Here is a 19650-nt window from a genome sequence, read left to right on the forward strand (position 1 = left end):
ACTAAAGTGCTGGCGGTGTACCGGGCGCGGGAGGCCCGTCAGGTGCGGGCGGCGTGCCCGGCACAGGAGGTGCGGGATCTGGCGGTGTGTAGTACTGCCCGAGCCCAGGCGGAATGTTCGTTCCGGGTGGCGGCGCGGTGCCGGGTAGCGGTTCGCCCAGCTGCTGCTGAGAAAGCTGGCTGAGGGATCCACCCTTCAGGCGCCCGTCGTGGTACATATCGATGTACCGGTGGAACAAATCGTGCGGGCTGATGTCAGCGTTTTCCTGACCTGGGTCAACCCCGAATTGCTGGCACTGACCGGGTGCCGACGGCTTGAGGCATTCCGCGGGGCCGTAGGCGTTGTTGAGGGGATTGAGGTTCGGCACTGTGCCGGTGCCAGCGCCGGGCGCTGAGGGTTTGGCGTTCTGGCCCAGCACGGTACTGGGGCTCAGTCCGGGTGTGCCGACGGGCATACCCAGGAGGCCGGACGGCGGAGGCGGCGCTGCCGGATCGGGATTGGTGTTGCGCTGCCCGAGCAGATTGATTCCCTCAGGTCCCAGAGGAGCGCCGATGAGGGGCATCTTGGCATCGGCCATGGGGGCCGGCCCCAAAACTCCCGCGACCTGGTTGGCGATCGCATCGGTGCGGTCGTCGGTTCCAGGGGTCGGAACTGGGTCGGTCCAGTCGGCGGATGCCGGCCCGGCCAAGGTGATGGCCGCCGCGGCGGCGAGTATGCCTGCCGCCGCGGCCTTGGCCATCATTTCACTGCTGAGCATCAGACCGTCTTTGTGAGGCCGTAGTAGGCGACGACGTCATCGGTGTCGGTGGTCGAGCTGGTCAGCGTCGCGTAGGACCGCAGGAACGACTGGCCGACGCAGCCATCGACCTTGACGTGGGTGTCCTTGAGCGTCACGCGGACCGGAGCGGCCTTGAAGGTCTTCTTGTCGACTGGGACCTGGATGACCTGGCCGGGCTTGGGGTGGATCTCGATGGTGCCCGACAGCGGGAATGTGACGCTGGTCGGGATGGCGCCGGTGAACAGGGTTCCGGTACCCGTTGAGATACCGGCCTGGCCGATCAGACGGAGCTGCCCGAGCTCGATGCCGCAGCCGATCTGGTAACCGGCCTCGAGCGTGCCGCCTGCCAGCTTGGTTTTGCCGCCACCGGTGACGGTACCGCTGAAGGTGCCGCCCACCAGGTACTCGCGGGAGCTGACCGCGGTGGTCAGCGGGGCGATCGGCAACTGGGTCTCGTTCTCGGCCTTGACGGTCAGGACCCAGCCGTCGGGCGTGGTGATGGTGGCCGGATCATCCGAGGCAACGACACCGTTGTCCGGCGGCGGGCCGTCGTCACCGGCGGGCGGTGGCGGGGCAGGCTGGGCCTGTGCGAGCGATGCAGCAGCCGGAAGCAGCATGCACGCCGCGGCCAAAACGGCGAAAGGTTTCAACATGATGGTGACAACGCCCTTCGTGGTGTTAGGTCTGAGTTGGTTGAAAAGTTCTGGAGTGCAACGAAATGCAGCGTTGTCTAGACGGACTTGGTGACACCCAGGTAGGTGATCACGTCGTCGGTGTTGTCAGTCGAGCTGGTCAAGGTGGCGTACGAACGGATGAAGGACTGGCCGGCGCAGTAGTCGGTCTTGATCCGGACGCCGGTGATGCCGATGCGGGCGGTCGTGCCCTTGAACGACTTCTTGTCGATCGCGACGGTGGTCACGGTGCCGGGCTTGAGGTACACCTTGGCCTGCAGGCTGATGCCGCCTGCCCAGGTGGGCCCGGTCAGGCCGATACCCGGGGTGAAGGACGCACCGGGGTTGACCTCATATTCGTCGTTGATGATGCCGCAGCCGATCTGCTCGCCGGCTTCCAGCGTGCCGCCGGTCAGCTTGGTCTTGCCGCCGCCGCTGATGGTGCCGGTGAAGGTGCCGGCGACCCAGTACTCACGGGAGGTAAGGGCGGTGGTCAGCGGGGCGACCGGCAGCTGGGTCTCGTTGCTGCCGACCACCGACAGGTGCCAGCCGTCGGGGGTGTCCAGGATTCCGGGAGGGCCCGACGGAACGGCGCCGTCGCCTGGGGGTGGCGGCGGGGGCGGTGCCTGATTGCCGGCCGGCTGGGCGGCGGGGTCAGCCGCCGGATCGGCGATTGCGTGCGGCGCGGTACCCACCGGAAGCAGCACGCAAATGGCTGCTGCCAACATGGCATAACGGTTCGACATGGTAATGAGCGCGCCTCTCGTGGTCGGTGCAGCTTTCCTGTGGATCGCTGTGTGTTGCTGTATATCTGTCGCGACGGAGCATCTAATGGTTGGGTTGCCGGACGGTAAACGGCCTGCAAATACTTACCACCCCAGTCATCAACTAGTTGGGGAGTCTATGAAAGGTCCGGTGCGACCGCAGCATTGGCGGTATAGAGGGGTGTTGGTCGATGTCCTGGTCATCGCCGCTGCGTGAGGCATAATTCGAGTCATTTGGGCGATGCCGGCAATACAAATGACGGTGATTAGAAATTGACAGTTCGCCTTGCGGCTACCGTACGGTCATCTGAACGGCTGACCGTTGGACTGCCAAATGCGGTAATGCGGTATGCCCGACATGGGCGCGGCACCTGGCGCTTGGTGCTGGGGGACCGAATGACTTGGAGGAAACGTTGAAGTCTTCACGCGTATGTGCACGACTGGTGGTCGCGTCCGTGGCGGTCTGCGGAGTCGCGGCAATGTCGCTGCCCGTCGCCGCAGCCGACCCATCGGACCACTCCGCCCCGGTGTCCACCTCCGCGGACGGTTCCGCAGCGACAGCTCCCGTTGCCGTCTCGCCGCAACTGCAGTCGGAGACCGTCACCTCCGCCGACGCCGACCCGGCCGCGGTTGTTGCGTGCAGTAAGTTCGCCGAAGCGCTCGATGCCGCGTCGGATGGCTACGGGAGCTACGCGGACAGCTTGGATGATCGCGATGGGACCGCGAACATGAGCAATGCCGTGGGTCGCTCCAGCCTGCGTGAGTCCGCTTCTGCCGCAATGGATGCCGCCAATACGCCCGGCCTGTCGCCGGCGATCGGCGACCCGATGCGGGCCTGGTCGATGGGTGCCGCCAAGTTGATGGTGAAGGTCAGCCTGAACATGACTGGCGACACGCTGGACTCCACGGCCGCCGAGGTCAACAACAACGCCGAGGCCGTGCAGAAAGCCTGCGCGGCGGCGGGCACGCACGCCTGATCACCCGAGCGATGAACCGATTGACGATGGGCGCGGCTGCGCTGTGCCTGCTGGTGGCTGCGTGCGGCGGGAAAACCGGTACGCCCACACCGTCCACACCCACGGCACCGCCGACGGTTGCCGAGTCCGCCATCGACTCGCTGTTGTTGGCGCCGGCCGTGCTCAACCAGGTCATGGGCACTACTGGTCTCACGGCCAAACCGCCGATCGACCACATGGACGACCACCGGAACATGCTGCCCAACCTGAACTGCCTGGGCGTCTGGCAGATCGACGAGGCACAGATCTACGGCAAGACGTACACCGCGGTTCGTCAGCAGACACTGCGCGTACCCGACACCGACCAGTGGGACTCGTTGGTGGCGCAGTCGGTGGTCTACTACCCGACCGCCGCTCCGGCCCGTGAGTTCTTCGATGAGTCGGCCGAGCGGTGGTCCAAGTGCACCAACCACCACGTGAACATCACGTTAAATGGCAAGCCTTTGCCAAAATGGCTCTCCGGCGACTTGGGGCGCACCGATACCCAACTGACCATGCCGATCACTCGGGGGACCGGCGACCAGACCAGATGGTGCCAGCACGTCCTGCGACTGGCCGGCAACCTGGTGATCGACGTCGAAGCGTGCGCGCCGAAGGCCGGTGTCACGGCCGCCGCTGAACTCGCGGACAAGATCGAAGCGGCAATCCACTAGGCGTCAACTGTTTCGGCTGGCCTGATTCGATCAATGTGAACCTAACCAGCTAGGCGGTTGCAGCCTGCGGCAACGCAATTGACGTGGGCATTTCGGCAATTTCTGCCTTTGACGGCAATTTTCAACTGTCTTAACGTCCGCTCGGTGAATGCATCGGCACCAGCGGTCGCAGTCGCCAAACCGTTCGAGGCGGTCGGCGACTTCTTCGTGCTGGCGGCTGAGACCTTCGTGGCGATGTTCCGGCACCGGTGGGCCTGGCGCGAGCTGATCGAACAGATCCGTTTTGTCGCAAGGGTTTCCATCTTTCCGACCATCATGCTGTCGATCCCGTACACCGTGTTGATCGTGTTCACCCTGAACATCGTGCTGTTGGAGATCGGTGCCGGTGACCTGTCGGGTGCCGGCGCGGCTCTGGCGTCGGTGACCCAGGTGGGCCCGGTGGTCACAGCCATCGTGGTCTCCGGTGCGGGCGCCACCGCCATGTGCGCCGACCTGGGCGCCCGCACCATCCGGGAGGAGATCGACGCCATGAAGGTGATCGGTGTCGACCCGGTGCGGGCGTTGGTGGTGCCGCGGGTACTGGCCGCCACCTTCGTCGCGCTGATGCTGTATTCAGTGGTCGCGGTCGTCGGATTGAGCGGCAGCTATGTGTTCGTGGTGTTCGTCCAGCATGTGACACCTGGCGCGTTCGTCGCTGGACTGACCCTGCTGACCGGGTTGCCACAGGTGATCATCTCTCTGGTCAAGGCATTGTTGTTCGGGCTGTCGGCGGGCCTGATCGCCTGCTACAAAGGGCTTTCCGTCGGCGGTGGGCCAACCGGGGTGGGCAGCGCGGTGAATGAAACCGTGGTGTTCTCGTTCATGGCGCTGTTCTTGATCAACATCTTGGCCACGGCGCTCGGCGTCAAGGTGGCGCCGACAGCATGACAGATACCTCACCGAAAACCGTTGATCGACTGACTGATTCGGCCCGGCGGTTGGGCGAACAGACCGCATTCTACGGTCACGCACTGTGGTCTACCGCCGATGCCGTGCGCCACTACCCGGCGGAAGTGTTGAGACTCATCGCGGTGATGGGCATGGGCACCGGTGCATTGGCGGTGATCGGCGGCACCGTCGTCATCATCGGGTTCCTCACGCTGTCCACCGGCGCCTTGATCGCGGTGCAGGGCTACAACACCCTGGCCAACGTCGGCATCGAAGCGATGACGGGCTTCCTGTCGGCATTCCTCAACGTGCGGTTCATCGCACCCGCCACCGCCGGGGTGGCGCTGGCTGCGACCATCGGCGCCGGTGCCACCGCGCAACTGGGCGCCATGCGGATCAACGAGGAGATCGATGCCCTGGAGGTGATGGGTATCCGTGCCATCACTTATCTGGTGTCGACCCGTATCGTCGCCGGGGTCATCGTGGTGATCCCGCTGTACACCGTCGCGGTGTTGATGTCTTTCTTGGCAACACGTTTCGGTACCACCGTGGTGTACGGCCAGTCCCGCGGTGTGTATGACCACTACTTCACCACGTTCCTGCGGCCCACCGACCTGTTCTGGTCGTTCTTGGCCGCGTTGTCCATGGCGGCGGCGGTGATGGCCGTACACACCTACTACGGTTTCACCGCTTCCGGCGGCCCGGCCGGGGTGGGCGAGGCCGTCGGGCGCGCGGTGCGAACATCGGTCACCGCAACGGTTTTCGTCTTGTTGACCATCACGCTGTCTGTATACGGGCAGTCCGGCAATTTCAATCTGTCGGGATAGCGATGGACAACCGACCTCGCCGAACGGCGATCGATCCGATCTGGTGGGCCCCGGTGCTGCCGTTGGTGATCATTGCGCTGATTGCCCTGACCGCGGTGTTCTTCTCCGGGACCCTGCGCGCGTCGGTTCCGCTGACCCTGGTGTCCGACCGGGCCGGACTGGTCATGGAAAACGGCGCGAAGGTGAAATTGCGCGGGGTCCAGATCGGTGAAGTCGCGAACATCGGTCCGGGTGATTCGGCGCACTCGAAGTTGGCGCTGAAGATCAACCCGGACCAATTCGGTTATCTACCAGCCAATGTGGAAGCCGAGATCAAGTCCAGCACCGCATTCGGGGCCAAGTATGTAGACCTGATCGTGCCGGACTCGGCCGACGCCGCGCGGCTGCGACCGGGTGCGGTGCTGCGATCGCGCAATGTCACCACCGAGGTCAACACGGTCTTCGAGAACCTGGAGTCGGTGGTTCGCGCCATCGACCCGGCCAAGCTGAATTCGGTGCTGTCCGCCGTCGCAGAATCGTTGCGCGGCAAGGGGGAAGTAATTGGTCAGGCCATCTCCGGCGCCAATCGGGTGCTGTCGGTGGTCAATCCACGGCTCGACACGATACGTACTGACTGGCGGCTGTTCGGCCGAACTGTCGGCGCGTACTCCGATGCGGCGCAAGATATTCTGACCATCCTGGATTCATTCAGCACTACGGCGAAGACCATCAGCACCAACGCCGGGGCCCTCGATGACCTGCTGTTGTCGGCGGTCGGCTTTTCGGGCGCCGGCGTGAGCGTGGTCGGGGGCAACGAGCCGACGTTCGTCCGGGCGATGAATCTGGCCGACCCGACGACCGCCCTGCTGCTGAAATATTCGCCGACGTACACCTGCCTGTTCCAGGGCGCACAGTGGTTCCTGGAACACGGCGGCAGGGAAGCCATCGGCGGCAACGGAAAATCGGTCGTCATGGATGCCGCCCTGTTGCTGGGCGACGACCCGTACCGGTATCCCGACAACCTGCCGAAGGTCAATGCCACCGGCGGGCCGGGCGGTAAGCCGAGCTGCGGGTCGCTGCCCGACGTCAGTAAGAACTTCCCGGTGAAGTCTCTGGTCACCGACACCGGATTCGGCGACGGACTGGACCAGCGACCCAACCCCGGTATCGGATTCCCCGGTTTCGCCAACTACTTCCCGGTCACCAAGGCGGTGCCCGAGGCACCGATCATTCGGTATCCCGGTGGCCCCGCCCCTGGCCCGATACCCGGACCGCCACCGCCGGACGGTCCTCCGCCGCCACCGGTCGAGCCCGGGGTTCCGGCTCCATGATCATCACGCGCACAAGGAATTCCGATGAGAGGTAGAAGCGCCCGGTCCATCGTCTGGGTGGCGGCGTTCACCGCGATATGTCTGGTGTTCACCTTCATCCTGGTGACGGTGTTCGGACAGTTCCGTTTCGACTCGCGAACCACCTATCGAGCTGAGTTCCACAACGTGTCCGGACTCAAGGGCGGCAACTTCGTCCGCATCGCCGGCGTCGAGGTCGGCAAGGTCAAGGACATCACCCTGCATCGGGACGGCACCGTCACGGTTGACTTCGCCGTGGACCAGGGGCTGCCACTCACCGAGGGCACGCGCGCCGTCGTGCGCTACGAAAACCTCATCGGAGACCGGTATCTGGCACTGGAAGAGGGCGCCGGCTCACCCCGTCGCCTGCAACCCGGGCAGGCCATCGCACTGGACCACACTGAACCCGCGCTCGATGTCGACGCGTTGATCGGAGGATTCCGTCCACTGTTCCGGGCACTGGACCCCGACCAGGTGAACGCGCTGTCCGCTGAACTACTCAAGGTGTTCCAGGGACAGGGCGGCACCATCGGCTCGGTGTTGGCCCATACCTCGGAACTGACCACCACCTTGGCCGGACGGGATCAGTTGATCGGGCAGGTGATCACCAACCTCAACACCGTGCTGGATCGCTTTGGTACCCGTGACGCGCAGTTCGGCCAAGGGCTGGACAAACTTTCGCAACTGGCACAGGGTCTGGCCGACCGGCGCAACGACCTGGCCAACGGCATCGGTTACCTCAATGCCGCCACCGGTTCGATCACTGACCTGCTGGTGCAGGCCCGCCAGCCCATCCGGGACATGGTTACGCAGACCGATCGTTTCGCCGGCCAGGTGATGGCCGACCACGACTACGTCGATGATCTCGTCAAGACCCTGCCCGACACCTACCAGATCCTGGCCCGGCAAGGCCTCTACGGCGACTACTTCAGCTTTTACCTCTGTGACCTCGTGCTCAAGCTGAACGGGAAGGGCGGGCAGCCGGTGTACGTCAAACTCGCCGGCCAGGACACGGGACGGTGCACACCGAAATGAGAAGGCCGACAATCAAACCGCTTGCCGAGCAGAACCGGGTGGCCGTCGGGCTGGTCGGCACCCTGGTCGTGCTCGCCGTGGTGGTGGCGGCGTTCAGTTACGACAAACTGCCGTTCGTCAAAGGCACCTCGGATTACGCGGCCTACTTCGCCGAGGCCGGCGGCATCAAACCCGGCAGTGACGTACGGGTCTCCGGTGTCGGCGTCGGTCGGGTGTCGAGTATCCACCTGGAGGGCACGAAGGTCCGGGTGGACTTCACCGTCCGCAACGGCGTCGAACTCGGTGACCGCACCGAGGCCGCGATCAAGACCGAAACGGTGCTCGGCACCAAGATGCTGGAACTCACCCCGCGCGGCGACGGCCGGCTGAGCGGACCAATTCCATTGGAACGCACCATCTCTCCATACGACCTGCCCACCGCACTGGGAGACCTGACCACCACGGTCAGCGGGCTGGACACCACGCAACTTTCTTCGGCGCTCACCACCATGGCCGACACTTTCAAGGACACCCCACCAGAACTGAGGCTGGCGCTGCAGGGGGTCTCACGGTTCTCCGACACGCTCAACAATCGGGACGCCCAGTTGCGCAACCTGCTGGCCAATGCCAACAAGGTCACCGGCGTGCTGGCCAAGCGCAGCGACCAGATTGCCCAACTCGTGCTGAACGCCAACGCATTACTGGGTGAGCTGCTCACTCAGCGCGAGGCGCTCAACAGCTTCTCGGCAAACCTGACCGCGGTGTCGCAGCAGTTGTCCGGTTTGGTCGCAGACAACCGCGACAAGCTCAAACCGGCCCTCGATCAGCTCAACGGCGTGCTCGGCATTCTGGACAACCGCAAGCAGGAGCTCAAACGCACGCTGTATCTGTTGCGTCGCTATGCCATGTCGTTCGGCGAGGTACTCGGTTCTGGGCCGTTCTTCAAAGCCGGCCTGGTGAACCTGATTCCGGGACAGTTCAGCCAGCCGTTCATCGACGCCGCGTTCTCCGACCTCGGGCTGGACCCGAATGTGCTGCTGCCCTCGCAGTTGGTCGAACCCGGCACAGGTGAGCCCGCCACCCCGCCGCTGCCGATGCCGTACCCGCGGACCGGCCAGGGTGGGCCGCCCAATCTGAATCTGCCCGACGCGATCACCGGAAACCCGGGCGATCCCCGGTACCCGTACCGAGAGCCGCTGCCGGCGCCGCCACCGGGTGGTCCGCCACCGGGTGCGCCCGAGGGATCCGGTCCGCCGCAATCTGCTCCGTCGGATGTGCGCAGTGATCCCTTGCCGGCGAATGGAGGCCAATGACCATGAGCCACAAGCACCTACGGCTCGGCACCGCGCTCGTGCTGATCGTGAGCCTCGCCGTCGCGGTCACCGTGGTGGGCACGTCGTGGTGGAGCCACGTCGCGCGCACCACGTACACCGTGTACTTTCCCAACACCAACGGGCTGTACACCGGCGACGAGGTGCGCATCCTGGGTGTCGCGGTAGGGACCGTGGACGAGATCGAACCGCAGCCGACATCCACCAAGGTCACCTTCTCGGTGGATGCCCAGTACCCGCTGCCCGCTGACGTCAAGGCTGCGGTGCTGTCTCCCTCACTGGTCACCGCGCGCGCGATCCAACTGGTCCCGGCCTACTCGGGTGGACCGAAACTGGCTGCCGGAGCCACCATTCCGAAGGAACGCACCGCGGTGCCCATCGAATGGGACGACTTCCGTCAGCAATTGCGGAAGCTGACCGATTCGCTGCAACCCACCGAGGCCGGCGGCCCCAACTCGGTAGGGGCATTGATCGACTCCGCTGCCGACAACCTGCGCGGCCAGGGCGATACCGCCCGTGACACGGTGATCAAACTGTCGGGGGCCATGTCCGCGCTCGGCGACCATAGCCGCGACATCTTCAGCACTGTGAAGAATCTGCAGCTGTTGGTGTCGGCGCTGTCCTCCAGTAGCGATCTGCTGGCCGACTTCAACCGCAACATGGCCGAGGTCAGCACCGCGTTCGACGGACAGCCCGGGCAGATTGCCGCTGCCGCAAAGGGACTCGATGTGGCGGTGGGCGACCTGCGCGGATTCATCGCGGACAACCGGGAATCGCTGGGCACCACAGTCGACCACCTCAACGCGATCACCACCGCACTGAACGACCGGCGCACCGACGTCAAGCAGGTGCTCCACATCGCGCCCACGGTGTTCCAGAACTTCATGAACATCTACCAGCCGTCGCAGAGCGCGGTTACCGGCATCATGGCGCTGGCCAACTTCGCCGACACCATCAAGTTCATCTGCGGTGGTATCGAGGCCGCGTCCCGGATGAACAACGGCACTTCGTCGAAACTGTGCGTGCAGTACCTGGCGCCCATCGTGAAGAACAGGCAATACAACTTCCTGCCGTTCGGCGGCAATCCGTTCGTCGGAGAATCGGCCCGGCCCAACGAGATCACCTACAGCGAGGATCGGTTGCGTCCGGATGGGCCGCCGCCGGTCACGCCGGTCGATCCGGGTCGCGGACTGGCCGGGCTGATGATGCCCCCCTCAGGCGGCACACCGTGAAGCGTGTCCTGGTGGTGCTCATCGCGGTCCTGAGCCTGGCAGGCTGCCAATGGCGTGGCCTGAACTCGCTGAGCCTGCCCGGAACCGAAGGCAGCGGCGACGGTTCCTACACCGTCTCGGCCCAACTGCCGGATGTCGTGGTGATCCAACAGAACACCCGGGTGCGGGTCGGCGACGTCAACGTCGGAAACGTCACCAAGATCGAGGTACAGGACTGGCACGCGCTGGTCACCATGCGGATCAACGGCGATGTGCACCTGCCCGCCAACAGCACCGCCAAGGTCGGACAGACCAGCTTGCTCGGCTCCATGCACATCGAGCTGGCACCACCCAAAGACGAACCGCCGCAAGGACAACTGCACGACGGCTCGCTGATCCCACTGGACCACGCAGCCACCTATCCAACCACCGAACAGACCCTGGCCTCGGTGTCGGTACTGCTCAACGGTGGGGGGCTGGGGCAATTGCAGGAGATCAACCAGACCTTCGCAAAAGCGTTGGCGGGCAGGGAAACGCAGATGCGGGACCTGCTCGGCCAGCTCGACACCTTCATCGCGGGACTCAACGCCCAGACCGACGACATCATCACCGCCACCGACAAACTCAACGGCTTGGCCGGTCAGGTGGCGGCCAGGGATGCCACCGTCGACAAGGCGCTCACCACCATCCCGCAGGCCCTGGCGGTGTTGGCCGGTCAGCGCACCAAGATCGCCGATTCCGTTGCCGCCCTGGGCAGGTTCAGTGCCGTAGCCACCTCGACGATCGCCCAGAGCAAAGACGCACTGGTGGACAACCTGCGCAACCTGGCTCCGGTGCTGCGGTCGCTCGCCGATGCCGGTCCGGCGCTCACCAAGGGCCTGGACTTCCTTTCCACTTATCCCTGGGTGAAGAGCACCGTTCCCAACTGGTTCCGTGGCGACTTCGCCAACATCACCATGGTGCTGGACCTGACCCTGAGCCGGATCGACAGCAGCCTGTTCACCGGTTCCAGGTGGGAAGGCAACCTGACCGAACTCGAAATGCAGTGGGGCAGAACGATCGGGCAGATGCCCAGCCCGTACACCGCGGGTAACCCGCTGATCGCGCCGTACCATCAAGGGGGGTACTGAGATGCTGCGGTTGTCCCGCAAGGTCTGGACCCAGCTGGCTGTGCTGACCGTCATCACCGTGGTGTCCGTCGGTGTGATGGCGTTCGGCTTCGTGAAAGTCCCTGCGCTGCTGGGCATCGGCCGCTATCAGGTGACGGTGGAGCTGCCCGCGGCAGGAGGCCTGTACCCGACGTCGGTGGTCACCTATCGCGGCGACGAGATCGGCCGCGTCACGGCGGTCGACGTCACCGGCAGCGGTGTACGCGCGACGCTGACGTTGAACTCTGACAAGGCGGTGCCCTCGGACGTCACGGCCGCGGTGCACAGCCGGTCAGCGATCGGCGAGCAGTTCATCGAACTGAGCCCGCAAGGATCGGGGGCCAGTCGGCTCCGGGACGGCGACGTGATACCGGTCGGCAAGGTCAGCATCCCCGCTGATATCGGGAGTCTGCTCGATGCCACCAACCGTGCGCTGCAAGCCATTCCGCCGGACAACCTACGCACCGTCGTCGACGAATCGAGCAAGGCTGTCGGTGGGTTGGGGCCCGAGTTGGCCCGCATCGTCGACGGCTCGACGGCACTGGCGATCGACGGTGGCAACACGGCGGATCAATTGGCGCAGCTGATCGACCAATCGCCTCCGGTGCTGAATTCCCAAGTGCAGACCGCAGATTCGATTGCCTCCTGGGCCGCGCACCTGGCGTCCATCACCGGTCAATTCAAGGCCCAGGACGCGGCGTTCGGTGACCTGCTGCGCCAGGGTGCGCCCGCGCTGAACGAGGGCAAGGGACTGCTGGATCGGGTGGCGCCGGCGCTACCGGTGCTACTGGCCAACATGGTCAGCCTGGGCGACATCGCGGTCACTTATCGCAACGACATCGAACAACTGTTGGTGCTCTACCCGCAGGGCACGGCGGTCATGGGGGCGATCGCCGTCGCCGACTCGAACGTCAAGTCCCCGTACAAGGGTATCTACCTGGACTTCAACCTGAATCTGAATTACCCGCCGCCGTGCAACACCGGCTTCCTGCCGGTGCGGGAACAGCGCATCCCGAGTCAGGTCGACGCCCCCGACCGGCCGTCGGGCGAGCTGTATTGCCGGGTGCCGCAGGACTCGGACCTCAATGTCCGTGGCGTGCGCAACATCCCGTGCGAGACGAAGCCCGGCAAGCGGGCGCCGTCGGTCGAGATGTGCGAGAGCGACCAGCAGTACGTCCCGCTCAACGACGGTTACAACTGGAAGGGCGATCCCAACGAGACGCTCTCCGGGCAGGACATTCCGCAGTTGCCGCCGGGGGTGGCGGCGCCGGGTGAACCGCCGCCGCCACTGGGTCATCAGGCGGCGCCCAGCGCGCCGGTGGTGGCCGTGCCGTACGACCCGCTGACCGGAAGCTACGTCGGTCCGGACGGGCGCAGCTACACCCAAGGCGGGCACATCGACCGCTGGCAGTCGCTGCTGGTTCCACGGTCCTGATCCGGGACCGCCGCGCGTGGTCTATCGTCGCGCCATGGCTGTCAGTGCTTCCCACGAAGTGACCATCGAGGCATCTCCACAAGAAATCATGGATGTCATCGCCGACCTTGAGCAGACGCCGGTGTGGTCGCCGCAGTACACCAAGGCGGAGATTCTCGAGGCCTATGACGACGGCCGGCCGAAGCGGGCCAAGATGACCATCAAGGCCGCCGGCATGTCCGATGACCAGATCCTGGAATACACCTGGACTGACCTCAAGGGCAGCTGGGTACTGATCACGTCGTCATCGCTCAAGCGGCAGGAAGCCTGCTACACGCTGACTCCGGCCGGCGACAAGACCAAGGTGAAGTTCGAGATCACCGTCGACCCGGTGGTGCCGATCCCTGGCTTCCTGCTCAAACGCAGCGTCAGTGGCGGCGCCGAAACCGCCACCGAGGGCCTCCGCAAGCACATGACGAAACTCAAGAAGGGCTGAGCGTGGGACCACTGGACGGGGTCAAGGTCATCGAACTCGGTGGCATCGGCCCCGGGCCACACGCCGCAATGATGCTGGCCGATCTCGGCGCCGACGTGGTGCGGGTGCGGCGCCCGGGCGGTCTGGCCATGCCCGCCGAGAACGTCGACCTGTTGCATCGGGGCAAGCGCGTCGTGGACCTGGACGTCAAGTCGGAGCCGGGCAGGCTCCTGGAGCTGGCCGCGAAAGCCGATGTGCTGCTTGATCCGTTCCGTCCCGGTACCTGCGAGAGACTCGGCATCGGCCCGGCCGAGTGCGCGGCGGTCAACCCGAGACTGATCTTCGCCCGCATCACCGGCTGGGGTCAGGACGGGCCGATAGCCAGCACCGCGGGCCACGACATCAACTACCTGTCGCAGACCGGTGCGCTGTCGGCCATCGGCTATCGGGACCGGCCGCCGGTGGCCCCGTTGAACCTGGTCGCCGATTTCGGCGGCGGCTCGATGCTGGTCCTGGTCGGAATTGTCGCGGCACTCTACGAGCGGGAGCGATCCGGCCGTGGCCAGGTGATCGACGCCGCGATGGTCGACGGCGTGAGCATGCTCGCGCAGATGATGTGGACCATGAAATCCACCGGCACCATGAAGGACCAGCGGGAGTCGTTTCTGCTCGACGGTGGCGCCCCGTATTACCGGGTGTACGAGACCTCGGACGGCGGCCACATGGCGGTCGGGTCCATCGAGCCGCAGTTCTTTGCAGAGTTGCTGCGCGGACTTGGGTTTGAGCCCGACGAGGTACCCAATCAATTCGATCTGGCGCACTACGACCAGATGCGTGAGGCGTTCGCCGGCAGGTTCGCCACCAAGACCCGGGCGCAGTGGACAGAGATCTTCGCGGGCACCGACGCGTGCGTAACCCCGGTGCTGAGCTGGACCGAGGCCGCATCTGGCGAGCATTTGCGGGCGAGGTCCACGATCGTCACCGTCGACGGTGTCGATCAGTCGGCTCCGGCGCCCCGATTCTCCCGGACCGCAGCAGGTCCGGTTGGTAAACCACCACAACAAAACACGCCGATCGGCGACCTGGGTTGGTAATCGGTAACAGTTTGCTAGCAATGCCTGCGATGAGTCCGTAAGGTTGCTAAGTTAATTTGCATGGTTGTAAGAGCGTCACGCGAAGTGGTGTTCGACGCCTCGCCGGAAGCCATCATGGATGAGCTGGCAGATATCGACGAGGTGCCGTCGTGGTCCAACCTGCATCGCGAAGTCGAAATCCTGGACCGGCATCCGGATGGACGGCCTCATCACGTCAAGGCGACGGTGAAGATCATGGGCGTCACCGACCGGGAACTCCTCGAATACCACTGGGGTGACGACTGGGTGGTCTGGGACGCCACCGACACCCGTCAGCAACGCGGCCAGCATGCCGAGTACAACCTGACCCGGGAAGGCGACCAGACCCGGGTGCGGTTCGACATCATCGTCGATTTGGTGGCGCCGATCCCGGAATTCCTGCTTCGCCGGGCGCGGAAGATGGTGCTCGAAGTTGCAATTGATCGGTTACGTACAAGAGTCACACGCTTTTATGGGTGATCGGTAGGCTGTCCAGAATGTCGAGTCGAGTCCGCTCACCGCTACTGGACAACTTGGTGGTCGATCGTCGCGGTGGTCCGCAGCAGACCGTTGTCACCGAATTGCGGCGGATCATCCTCAGTGGTGATGCCCCTCCCGGAACGCCGGTGCCGTTGGCCGACGTGGCCGAACTGTTTGGTATCAGCCACATTCCGGTCCGCGAGGCGCTCAAGACGTTGATCGGCGAAGGCTTGGTCACCCACCGGCCGAACTCGGGCTATACGGTCGCTCAGTTGACCGTGCAGGAATTGCGTGAGATGTACATCGTGCGTGCGTCGTTGGAAGTGGCGGCGCAGTCGATTGCGGTGAAACTCGCGACCGACGAGCAAGTGGACATCGCCAAAGCGGCCAATGAGCGCATGACACAGGCGATTCTGGACGGCGATGCCGCAGCGTTCCAACGGGAGAGCCGAAACTTCCACTTCGCGTTGGTTCGTCCCTCTGGCATGCGCCGACTGCTGCGGATGCTCGAAGTGGCCTGGAACATCATCGAGCCGTCGCAGCCGATGATCCACGTCTCGCCGGATAACCACGTGTTGTTGAATGCGGACCACGATGACATGTTCGCCGCGTTCGCCGCGCGCGACGGGGAGCAGTTGCGGGTGGTATCGGAGCGCCACGCGCACAGCCTCAACGATGTCATCGGCACGCTGCCGACCGACACCGGCCTGCTGGCGCGAGGCGACTGACAGACCCGCCGCGCGGCCACCAGCGTGATCACCTCCGATACCGCGGGGGTTGGCAGATCCGGATACCACCCCCGGCTGACCAACCAAGACCTTGCCCCGCTGGCCGAGCGGAACTGGTCTTCCTTCAACATCTTTGCGTTCTGGATGTCCGATGTGCAGAGCCTCGGCGGCTATGTCACGGCCGGCACGCTGTTCTCCCTCGGGCTGGCCAGTTGGCAGGTGTTGGTCTCGCTGTTGGTCGGCAGCGTCTGCGTGTACTTCCTCTGCAATCTGACCGCCAAGCCGAGCCAGGCCGGGGGTGTGCCCTACCCCGTGCTCTATCGGTCGGCGTTCGGTGTGCTCGGTGCCAACGTCCCGGCGATCATCCGCGGCCTGATCGCCGTGCCGTGGTTCGGCATCCAGACGTATCTGGCCTCGGCGGCGCTGGATGTGGTGTTGCTCAAGCTGTTTCCGGCGTTATTGCCGTACGGGGACGTGACCAGGTACGGGTTTGTGGGCCTGTCGTTGTTGGGCTGGGGCACTTTCATACTGCTTTGGGGGTTGCAGGTCGCCCTGTTCTGGCGCGGGATGAACGTCATCCGCCGTTTCATCGGTTTGTGCGGGCCTGTCGTGTCGGCGGTGATGTTTCTGCTCTGCGGGTACATGATTTCTAAAGCCGGTTGGGGTGCAATCGATCTCAATCTCGGCGCGATCACCCACGCCGGTTTCGACTCGATTCCGGTGATGCTCGGAGCCATCGCACTGGTGGTGTCCTACTTCTCCGGCCCGATGCTCAACTTCGGCGATTTCTCCCGCAACGTCACGAGTTTCGATGCCGTGAAGCGGGGTAACTTCCTGGGGCTGCCGCTCAATTTCGTGGTCTTCTCGGTGCTTGCGGTGGTCACCGCGTCACTGACGGTGCCGGTGTTCGGTGAGTTGATCACCGATCCGGTGCAGACCGTGGCGCGAATCGGCAGCACTTTCGCGATCGTGTTGGGTGCGTTCACCCTCGCGGTGGCGACGGTCGGGATCAACATCGTCGCGAACTTCATCAGCCCGGCGTTCGACTTCTCCAACATCAGCCCGCAGCGGATCAGCTGGCGGGCCGGCGGGATGATCGCGGCCGTGGGTTCGGTGGCGATCACCCCGTGGAACCTGTACAACAACCCCATCGTCATCCATTACACGCTGGAGTTGCTGGGGGCGCTGATCGGACCACTGTTCGGTGTGCTGGTGGCCGATCACTATCTGGTGCAACGGCAGAAGTTGGTCGTTGACGACCTGTTCACCCTCGACCATCGCGGAAAGTATTGGTACCGCGGCGGTTACAACCCGATCGCGTTGCTGGCCACCCTGGTTGGTGGTATCCCCGCAGTGCTGCCGGTGCTGCTGGGCGACCATGTGGCGGCGCAATACAGCTGGTTCATCGGTTGCGGTGTCGCGCTGGTGGTGCACCTGCTGCTGTCTAGCTGGCGGGCAGCGTTCGGAGCCGGTTGATCGCCTCGTCCAGGGTGTCGTCGCGCTTGCAGAAGGCGAACCGCACCAGGTGATTCCAGCCGGCGGAGTCGGGTGATTCGGGGTCCAGGAACGCCGACATCGGAATCGCCGCGACCCCGGTCCGGTGTGGTAACTCGGCGCAGAGCGCGGCGCTGTCCTGATATCCGAGTGGTCGGGGGTCCGCACACAGAAAATAGGTGCCGAAGCTGTCGTGCACGTCGAAGCCGATGTCGGTCAGCGCAGCGCTGAGTCGGTTTCGCTTGTCCCGGTATGAGTTTCGCAGCGCATCGACCCAGACGTCCTCGTGGTCCAGGGCGTGCGCCACCGCGGGTTGTAGCGGTGCACCACCGACGTAGGTCAGGTACTGTTTGGCCGCGCGCACTCCGGCGATCAGATCGGCCGGACCGCATGCCCAGCCGATCTTCCAACCGGTGCAGTTGAACATCTTTGCGGCACTGGAGATGGTCACGGTGCGTGGCGCCATGCCCGGATATCCGGCCAGTGGGCGGTGCTGGTGACCGTCGAAGGTGAGCTTCTCGTAGACCTCGTCGGTGATCACCAACAGGTCGTGCTCGACGGCGATGGCCGCGATGGCGCGCAGCTCTTGGTCGGTGGCCACCATGCCGGTCGGATTGTGCGGCGAGTTGAGCATCAGGGCGCGGGTACGTGGGGTGACCGCGGCCCGCAGTCGGTCGATGTCGATGGCGAAGCTCTTGCCGTCGGCGATCAGTGGCACCGTGACCCGATGGCACCCGGCCATCGCGATCACCGGTGAGTACGAGTCGTAGAACGGCTCGATGACCAGCACCTCGGAGCCGGGTTCGACCAGTCCGATCACCGCCGAGGCGATCGCCTCGGTGGCGCCGACGGTGATCAGCACCTCGGTGTCCGGGTCGTAGTCGATGCCGTAGTGCCGCTTGCGCTGCGCGGCGACGGCCTGCCGCAGTGGTGCGATGCCCGGGCCAGGTGGGTACTGATTGATGCCCTGGGCTATCGAGTCCTGTGCGACCTTGAGCATGCCGGCCGGGCCGTCCTCGTCCGGAAAGCCTTGGCCCAGGTTGACCGCGCCGACCCGCGCGGCCAGCGCGGACATCTCGGCGAAGATGGTCGAGGCGTAGGGCCGCAGGCGGGCGACCATTCCGGGTGGCGTCACATCAGGCAGTGTCTCAAACCCGCTGTGGGTCAGCGCGCCGCTGCCGCTCGATCACCGCGAAGTAGAACGCCAGCGCGAAGGCGCAACTGGTGAACAGGCTGCTGACGAAGAACAGCCAGGGATGGCGGATGCCGCGCCGCAGGCCGTCGGTGATGGTGAACAGCGGCAGCAGGATCACGTTGATGATGGTGTAGTCCTGGCCCGCCGAGGACGCCGCCGGGTTGACGAACATCAGTCGGATGTAATCAGACCAGCTGCCCGGTCCGACGAGCGGATTACCGCCTGGCGGTTGGTATTCCAGGACGAACTTGGTGTTGAAGTAGTAGCCCAGTGCTATCGAGGCCACGCCGATGACGTAGTAGGCCACCTCGAGCGCGGAGAATCGTGGACCGGCCGGCGGACGGGTGAAGATCGGTCGGTTGAGCCGGACGATGATCGCGATGGTGATGAGGCCCAGGACGGCATGCACGATGAGCGAGACCATGCCAGCGGAGTCTGCTACCGCCGGAAGGTTCTGTCAAACATGACAAAACATGCTGCGGTACCGTACTGCCATGGCCCGGCTGCCGCAGACGATCCGTAGTGAACGCACCCGTGAGGCGCTGCAGCAGGCCGCGCTGGTGCGGTTCCTGGCGCAAGGTGTGGAGGGCACCACCTGCGAGGAGATCGCTACCGATGCCGGGGTGTCGCTGCGCACCTTCTACCGGCACTTCGCCTCCAAGCACGAGTTGCTGTTCGCCGACTACGACGCCGGGCTGCACTGGTTCCGCACCGCGCTGGCGGGCCGTCCCGCAGGCGAGCCGATCCTGGAATCGGTACAAGCGGCAATCTTCGCTTTTCCGTACGACTTTGGCGCGGTCAGCAAGATCGCCGCGCTGCGTGAACAGGAACTGGACGCGGCACGGATCGTCAGTAACATCCGCCAGGTGGAGGCCGATTTCGCCGATGCCATCGCCGAACGCCTGGGCCCCGGGCCGGACCGATTGCGGGTTGCGGTCACCTCGCGCACCATCGCGGCCGCGGTGTTCTGCGCCATGGAGGTCTGGATGCTCGGCGCCGACCGTGCGCTGGCGGATCTGGCCCGGATGTGCCACGCGGCGCTGGATCAGTTGGCCGACGGCCTGCCCTGATGTTTTGTCACTAT

The 19650-nt window shown here is 64.7% G+C and carries 21 protein-coding genes; 16 read left to right on the forward strand and 5 right to left on the reverse strand.

Going from position 1 to position 19650, the window contains the following annotated elements; all coding sequences use genetic code 11:
- Nucleotide 1: 1 nt before the first annotated feature.
- The 3 genes from ABIA30_RS15610 to ABIA30_RS15620 all read right to left on the reverse strand — a co-directional run bounded on the left by ABIA30_RS15610 (nt 2) and on the right by ABIA30_RS15620 (nt 2177).
- On the reverse strand, nt 2-757 hold the full coding sequence (locus ABIA30_RS15610; protein ID WP_370066865.1) for a hypothetical protein: 756 nt from the start codon (nt 755-757) through the stop codon (nt 2-4).
- Nucleotides 757-1431, reverse strand: a complete 675-nt coding sequence (locus ABIA30_RS15615; protein WP_370066867.1) for an MspA family porin — start codon at nt 1429-1431, stop codon at nt 757-759. Before ABIA30_RS15615 ends, ABIA30_RS15610 begins: the two co-directional genes overlap by 1 nt.
- 77 nt (nt 1432-1508) lie before the next feature.
- Nucleotides 1509-2177 carry an MspA family porin gene (locus tag ABIA30_RS15620; protein WP_370066869.1) on the reverse strand — a complete coding sequence of 223 codons (669 nt, stop codon included), beginning with the start codon at nt 2175-2177 and terminating at the stop codon, nt 1509-1511.
- 515 nt (nt 2178-2692) lie between these two features.
- Between ABIA30_RS15620 and ABIA30_RS15625 the strand changes: the two genes are divergently transcribed.
- From ABIA30_RS15625 to ABIA30_RS15695, 15 genes are all read left to right on the forward strand, one after another.
- A complete protein-coding gene (locus tag ABIA30_RS15625) occupies nt 2693-3190 on the forward strand; it encodes a hypothetical protein (RefSeq protein ID WP_370066871.1) in 498 nt (165 codons plus the stop codon).
- Between the two features lie 11 nt (nt 3191-3201).
- Nucleotides 3202-3882 carry a sensor domain-containing protein gene (locus tag ABIA30_RS15630; RefSeq protein WP_370066873.1) on the forward strand — a complete coding sequence of 227 codons (681 nt, stop codon included), beginning with the start codon at nt 3202-3204 and terminating at the stop codon, nt 3880-3882.
- A 234-nt stretch (nt 3883-4116) separates the two neighbouring features.
- Complete coding sequence (locus tag ABIA30_RS15635) at nt 4117-4809, forward strand: MlaE family ABC transporter permease (RefSeq protein ID WP_370067120.1); 693 nt, start codon at nt 4117-4119, stop codon at nt 4807-4809.
- A complete protein-coding gene (locus tag ABIA30_RS15640; protein WP_370066875.1) occupies nt 4806-5636 on the forward strand; it encodes an ABC transporter permease in 831 nt (276 codons plus the stop codon). The genes ABIA30_RS15635 and ABIA30_RS15640 overlap by 4 nt, the downstream gene beginning before the upstream one ends.
- A 2-nt stretch (nt 5637-5638) precedes the next feature.
- On the forward strand, nt 5639-6946 hold the full coding sequence (locus ABIA30_RS15645) for an MCE family protein (RefSeq protein WP_370066877.1): 1308 nt from the start codon (nt 5639-5641) through the stop codon (nt 6944-6946).
- Nucleotides 6947-6970: 24 nt separating this feature from the next.
- Complete coding sequence (locus tag ABIA30_RS15650) at nt 6971-7999, forward strand: MCE family protein (RefSeq protein WP_370066879.1); 1029 nt, start codon at nt 6971-6973, stop codon at nt 7997-7999.
- Entirely contained in the window at nt 7996-9291 is a 1296-nt protein-coding gene (locus tag ABIA30_RS15655; protein ID WP_370066881.1) for an MCE family protein, read from the forward strand. The genes ABIA30_RS15650 and ABIA30_RS15655 overlap by 4 nt, the downstream gene beginning before the upstream one ends.
- Nucleotides 9288-10541 carry an MCE family protein gene (locus ABIA30_RS15660; RefSeq protein WP_370066883.1) on the forward strand — a complete coding sequence of 418 codons (1254 nt, stop codon included), beginning with the start codon at nt 9288-9290 and terminating at the stop codon, nt 10539-10541. The genes ABIA30_RS15655 and ABIA30_RS15660 overlap by 4 nt, the downstream gene beginning before the upstream one ends.
- Nucleotides 10538-11650, forward strand: a complete 1113-nt coding sequence (locus ABIA30_RS15665) for an MCE family protein (protein WP_370066885.1) — start codon at nt 10538-10540, stop codon at nt 11648-11650. The genes ABIA30_RS15660 and ABIA30_RS15665 overlap by 4 nt, the downstream gene beginning before the upstream one ends.
- Nucleotide 11651: 1 nt before the next feature.
- The gene (locus ABIA30_RS15670; protein ID WP_370066887.1) at nt 11652-13103 is read left to right on the forward strand and encodes an MCE family protein; all 1452 of its coding nucleotides are present in this window, start codon (nt 11652-11654) and stop codon (nt 13101-13103) included.
- Between the two features lie 34 nt (nt 13104-13137).
- Nucleotides 13138-13578 carry an SRPBCC family protein gene (locus ABIA30_RS15675; RefSeq protein ID WP_370066889.1) on the forward strand — a complete coding sequence of 147 codons (441 nt, stop codon included), beginning with the start codon at nt 13138-13140 and terminating at the stop codon, nt 13576-13578.
- Nucleotides 13575-14651 (forward strand): CaiB/BaiF CoA transferase family protein, encoded by a 1077-nt coding sequence (locus ABIA30_RS15680; protein ID WP_370067122.1) that lies wholly within the window; start codon nt 13575-13577, stop codon nt 14649-14651. Before ABIA30_RS15675 ends, ABIA30_RS15680 begins: the two co-directional genes overlap by 4 nt.
- Before the next feature lie 60 nt (nt 14652-14711).
- The gene (locus ABIA30_RS15685; RefSeq protein ID WP_370066891.1) at nt 14712-15149 is read left to right on the forward strand and encodes an SRPBCC family protein; all 438 of its coding nucleotides are present in this window, start codon (nt 14712-14714) and stop codon (nt 15147-15149) included.
- A 17-nt stretch (nt 15150-15166) separates the two neighbouring features.
- A complete protein-coding gene (locus ABIA30_RS15690; protein ID WP_370066893.1) occupies nt 15167-15877 on the forward strand; it encodes a GntR family transcriptional regulator in 711 nt (236 codons plus the stop codon).
- 24 nt (nt 15878-15901) lie between these two features.
- Complete coding sequence (locus ABIA30_RS15695) at nt 15902-17353, forward strand: NCS1 family nucleobase:cation symporter-1 (RefSeq protein WP_370066894.1); 1452 nt, start codon at nt 15902-15904, stop codon at nt 17351-17353.
- On the opposite strand, the gene ABIA30_RS15700 is transcribed toward ABIA30_RS15695, so the two are convergent.
- Both ABIA30_RS15700 and ABIA30_RS15705 read right to left on the reverse strand, forming a co-directional pair.
- Nucleotides 17322-18491, reverse strand: coding sequence for a pyridoxal phosphate-dependent aminotransferase (locus ABIA30_RS15700; protein ID WP_370067124.1), 1170 nt, complete (start codon nt 18489-18491; stop codon nt 17322-17324). The two genes, ABIA30_RS15695 and ABIA30_RS15700, sit on opposite strands and share 32 nt — an antisense overlap.
- 28 nt (nt 18492-18519) lie before the next feature.
- On the reverse strand, nt 18520-18990 hold the full coding sequence (locus ABIA30_RS15705; protein ID WP_370066896.1) for a DUF2834 domain-containing protein: 471 nt from the start codon (nt 18988-18990) through the stop codon (nt 18520-18522).
- Nucleotides 18991-19060: 70 nt separating this feature from the next.
- On the opposite strand from ABIA30_RS15705, the gene ABIA30_RS15710 reads away from it, so the two are divergent.
- A complete protein-coding gene (locus tag ABIA30_RS15710; RefSeq protein ID WP_370066898.1) occupies nt 19061-19636 on the forward strand; it encodes a TetR family transcriptional regulator in 576 nt (191 codons plus the stop codon).
- Nucleotides 19637-19650 lie beyond the last annotated feature (14 nt).

This window comes from Mycobacterium sp. MAA66 (assembly GCF_041261665.1).
Classification (GTDB): Bacteria; Actinomycetota; Actinomycetes; order Mycobacteriales; family Mycobacteriaceae; genus Mycobacterium.

Excerpts from the sequence above, each read along its gene's own strand:
- ABIA30_RS15710 (WP_370066898.1), top strand. The coding sequence starts at position 19,061 with ATGGCCCGGCTGCCGCAGACGATCCGTAGTGAACGCACCCGTGAGGCG.
- ABIA30_RS15670 (WP_370066887.1), top strand. The coding sequence starts at position 11,652 with ATGCTGCGGTTGTCCCGCAAGGTCTGGACCCAGCTGGCTGTGCTGACC.
- ABIA30_RS15620 (WP_370066869.1), bottom strand. The coding sequence starts at position 2,177 with ATGTTGGCAGCAGCCATTTGCGTGCTGCTTCCGGTGGGTACCGCGCCG.
- ABIA30_RS15645 (WP_370066877.1), top strand. The coding sequence starts at position 5,639 with ATGGACAACCGACCTCGCCGAACGGCGATCGATCCGATCTGGTGGGCC.
- ABIA30_RS15630 (WP_370066873.1), top strand. The coding sequence starts at position 3,202 with ATGAACCGATTGACGATGGGCGCGGCTGCGCTGTGCCTGCTGGTGGCT.
- ABIA30_RS15700 (WP_370067124.1), bottom strand. The coding sequence starts at position 18,491 with ATGGTCGCCCGCCTGCGGCCCTACGCCTCGACCATCTTCGCCGAGATG.
- ABIA30_RS15610 (WP_370066865.1), bottom strand. The coding sequence starts at position 757 with ATGCTCAGCAGTGAAATGATGGCCAAGGCCGCGGCGGCAGGCATACTC.
- ABIA30_RS15685 (WP_370066891.1), top strand. The coding sequence starts at position 14,712 with ATGGTTGTAAGAGCGTCACGCGAAGTGGTGTTCGACGCCTCGCCGGAA.
- ABIA30_RS15705 (WP_370066896.1), bottom strand. The coding sequence starts at position 18,990 with ATGGTCTCGCTCATCGTGCATGCCGTCCTGGGCCTCATCACCATCGCG.
- ABIA30_RS15675 (WP_370066889.1), top strand. The coding sequence starts at position 13,138 with ATGGCTGTCAGTGCTTCCCACGAAGTGACCATCGAGGCATCTCCACAA.
- ABIA30_RS15640 (WP_370066875.1), top strand. The coding sequence starts at position 4,806 with ATGACAGATACCTCACCGAAAACCGTTGATCGACTGACTGATTCGGCC.
- ABIA30_RS15660 (WP_370066883.1), top strand. The coding sequence starts at position 9,288 with ATGACCATGAGCCACAAGCACCTACGGCTCGGCACCGCGCTCGTGCTG.
- ABIA30_RS15655 (WP_370066881.1), top strand. The coding sequence starts at position 7,996 with ATGAGAAGGCCGACAATCAAACCGCTTGCCGAGCAGAACCGGGTGGCC.
- ABIA30_RS15635 (WP_370067120.1), top strand. The coding sequence starts at position 4,117 with ATGTTCCGGCACCGGTGGGCCTGGCGCGAGCTGATCGAACAGATCCGT.
- ABIA30_RS15615 (WP_370066867.1), bottom strand. The coding sequence starts at position 1,431 with ATGTTGAAACCTTTCGCCGTTTTGGCCGCGGCGTGCATGCTGCTTCCG.
- ABIA30_RS15690 (WP_370066893.1), top strand. The coding sequence starts at position 15,167 with ATGTCGAGTCGAGTCCGCTCACCGCTACTGGACAACTTGGTGGTCGAT.
- ABIA30_RS15650 (WP_370066879.1), top strand. The coding sequence starts at position 6,971 with ATGAGAGGTAGAAGCGCCCGGTCCATCGTCTGGGTGGCGGCGTTCACC.
- ABIA30_RS15625 (WP_370066871.1), top strand. The coding sequence starts at position 2,693 with ATGTCGCTGCCCGTCGCCGCAGCCGACCCATCGGACCACTCCGCCCCG.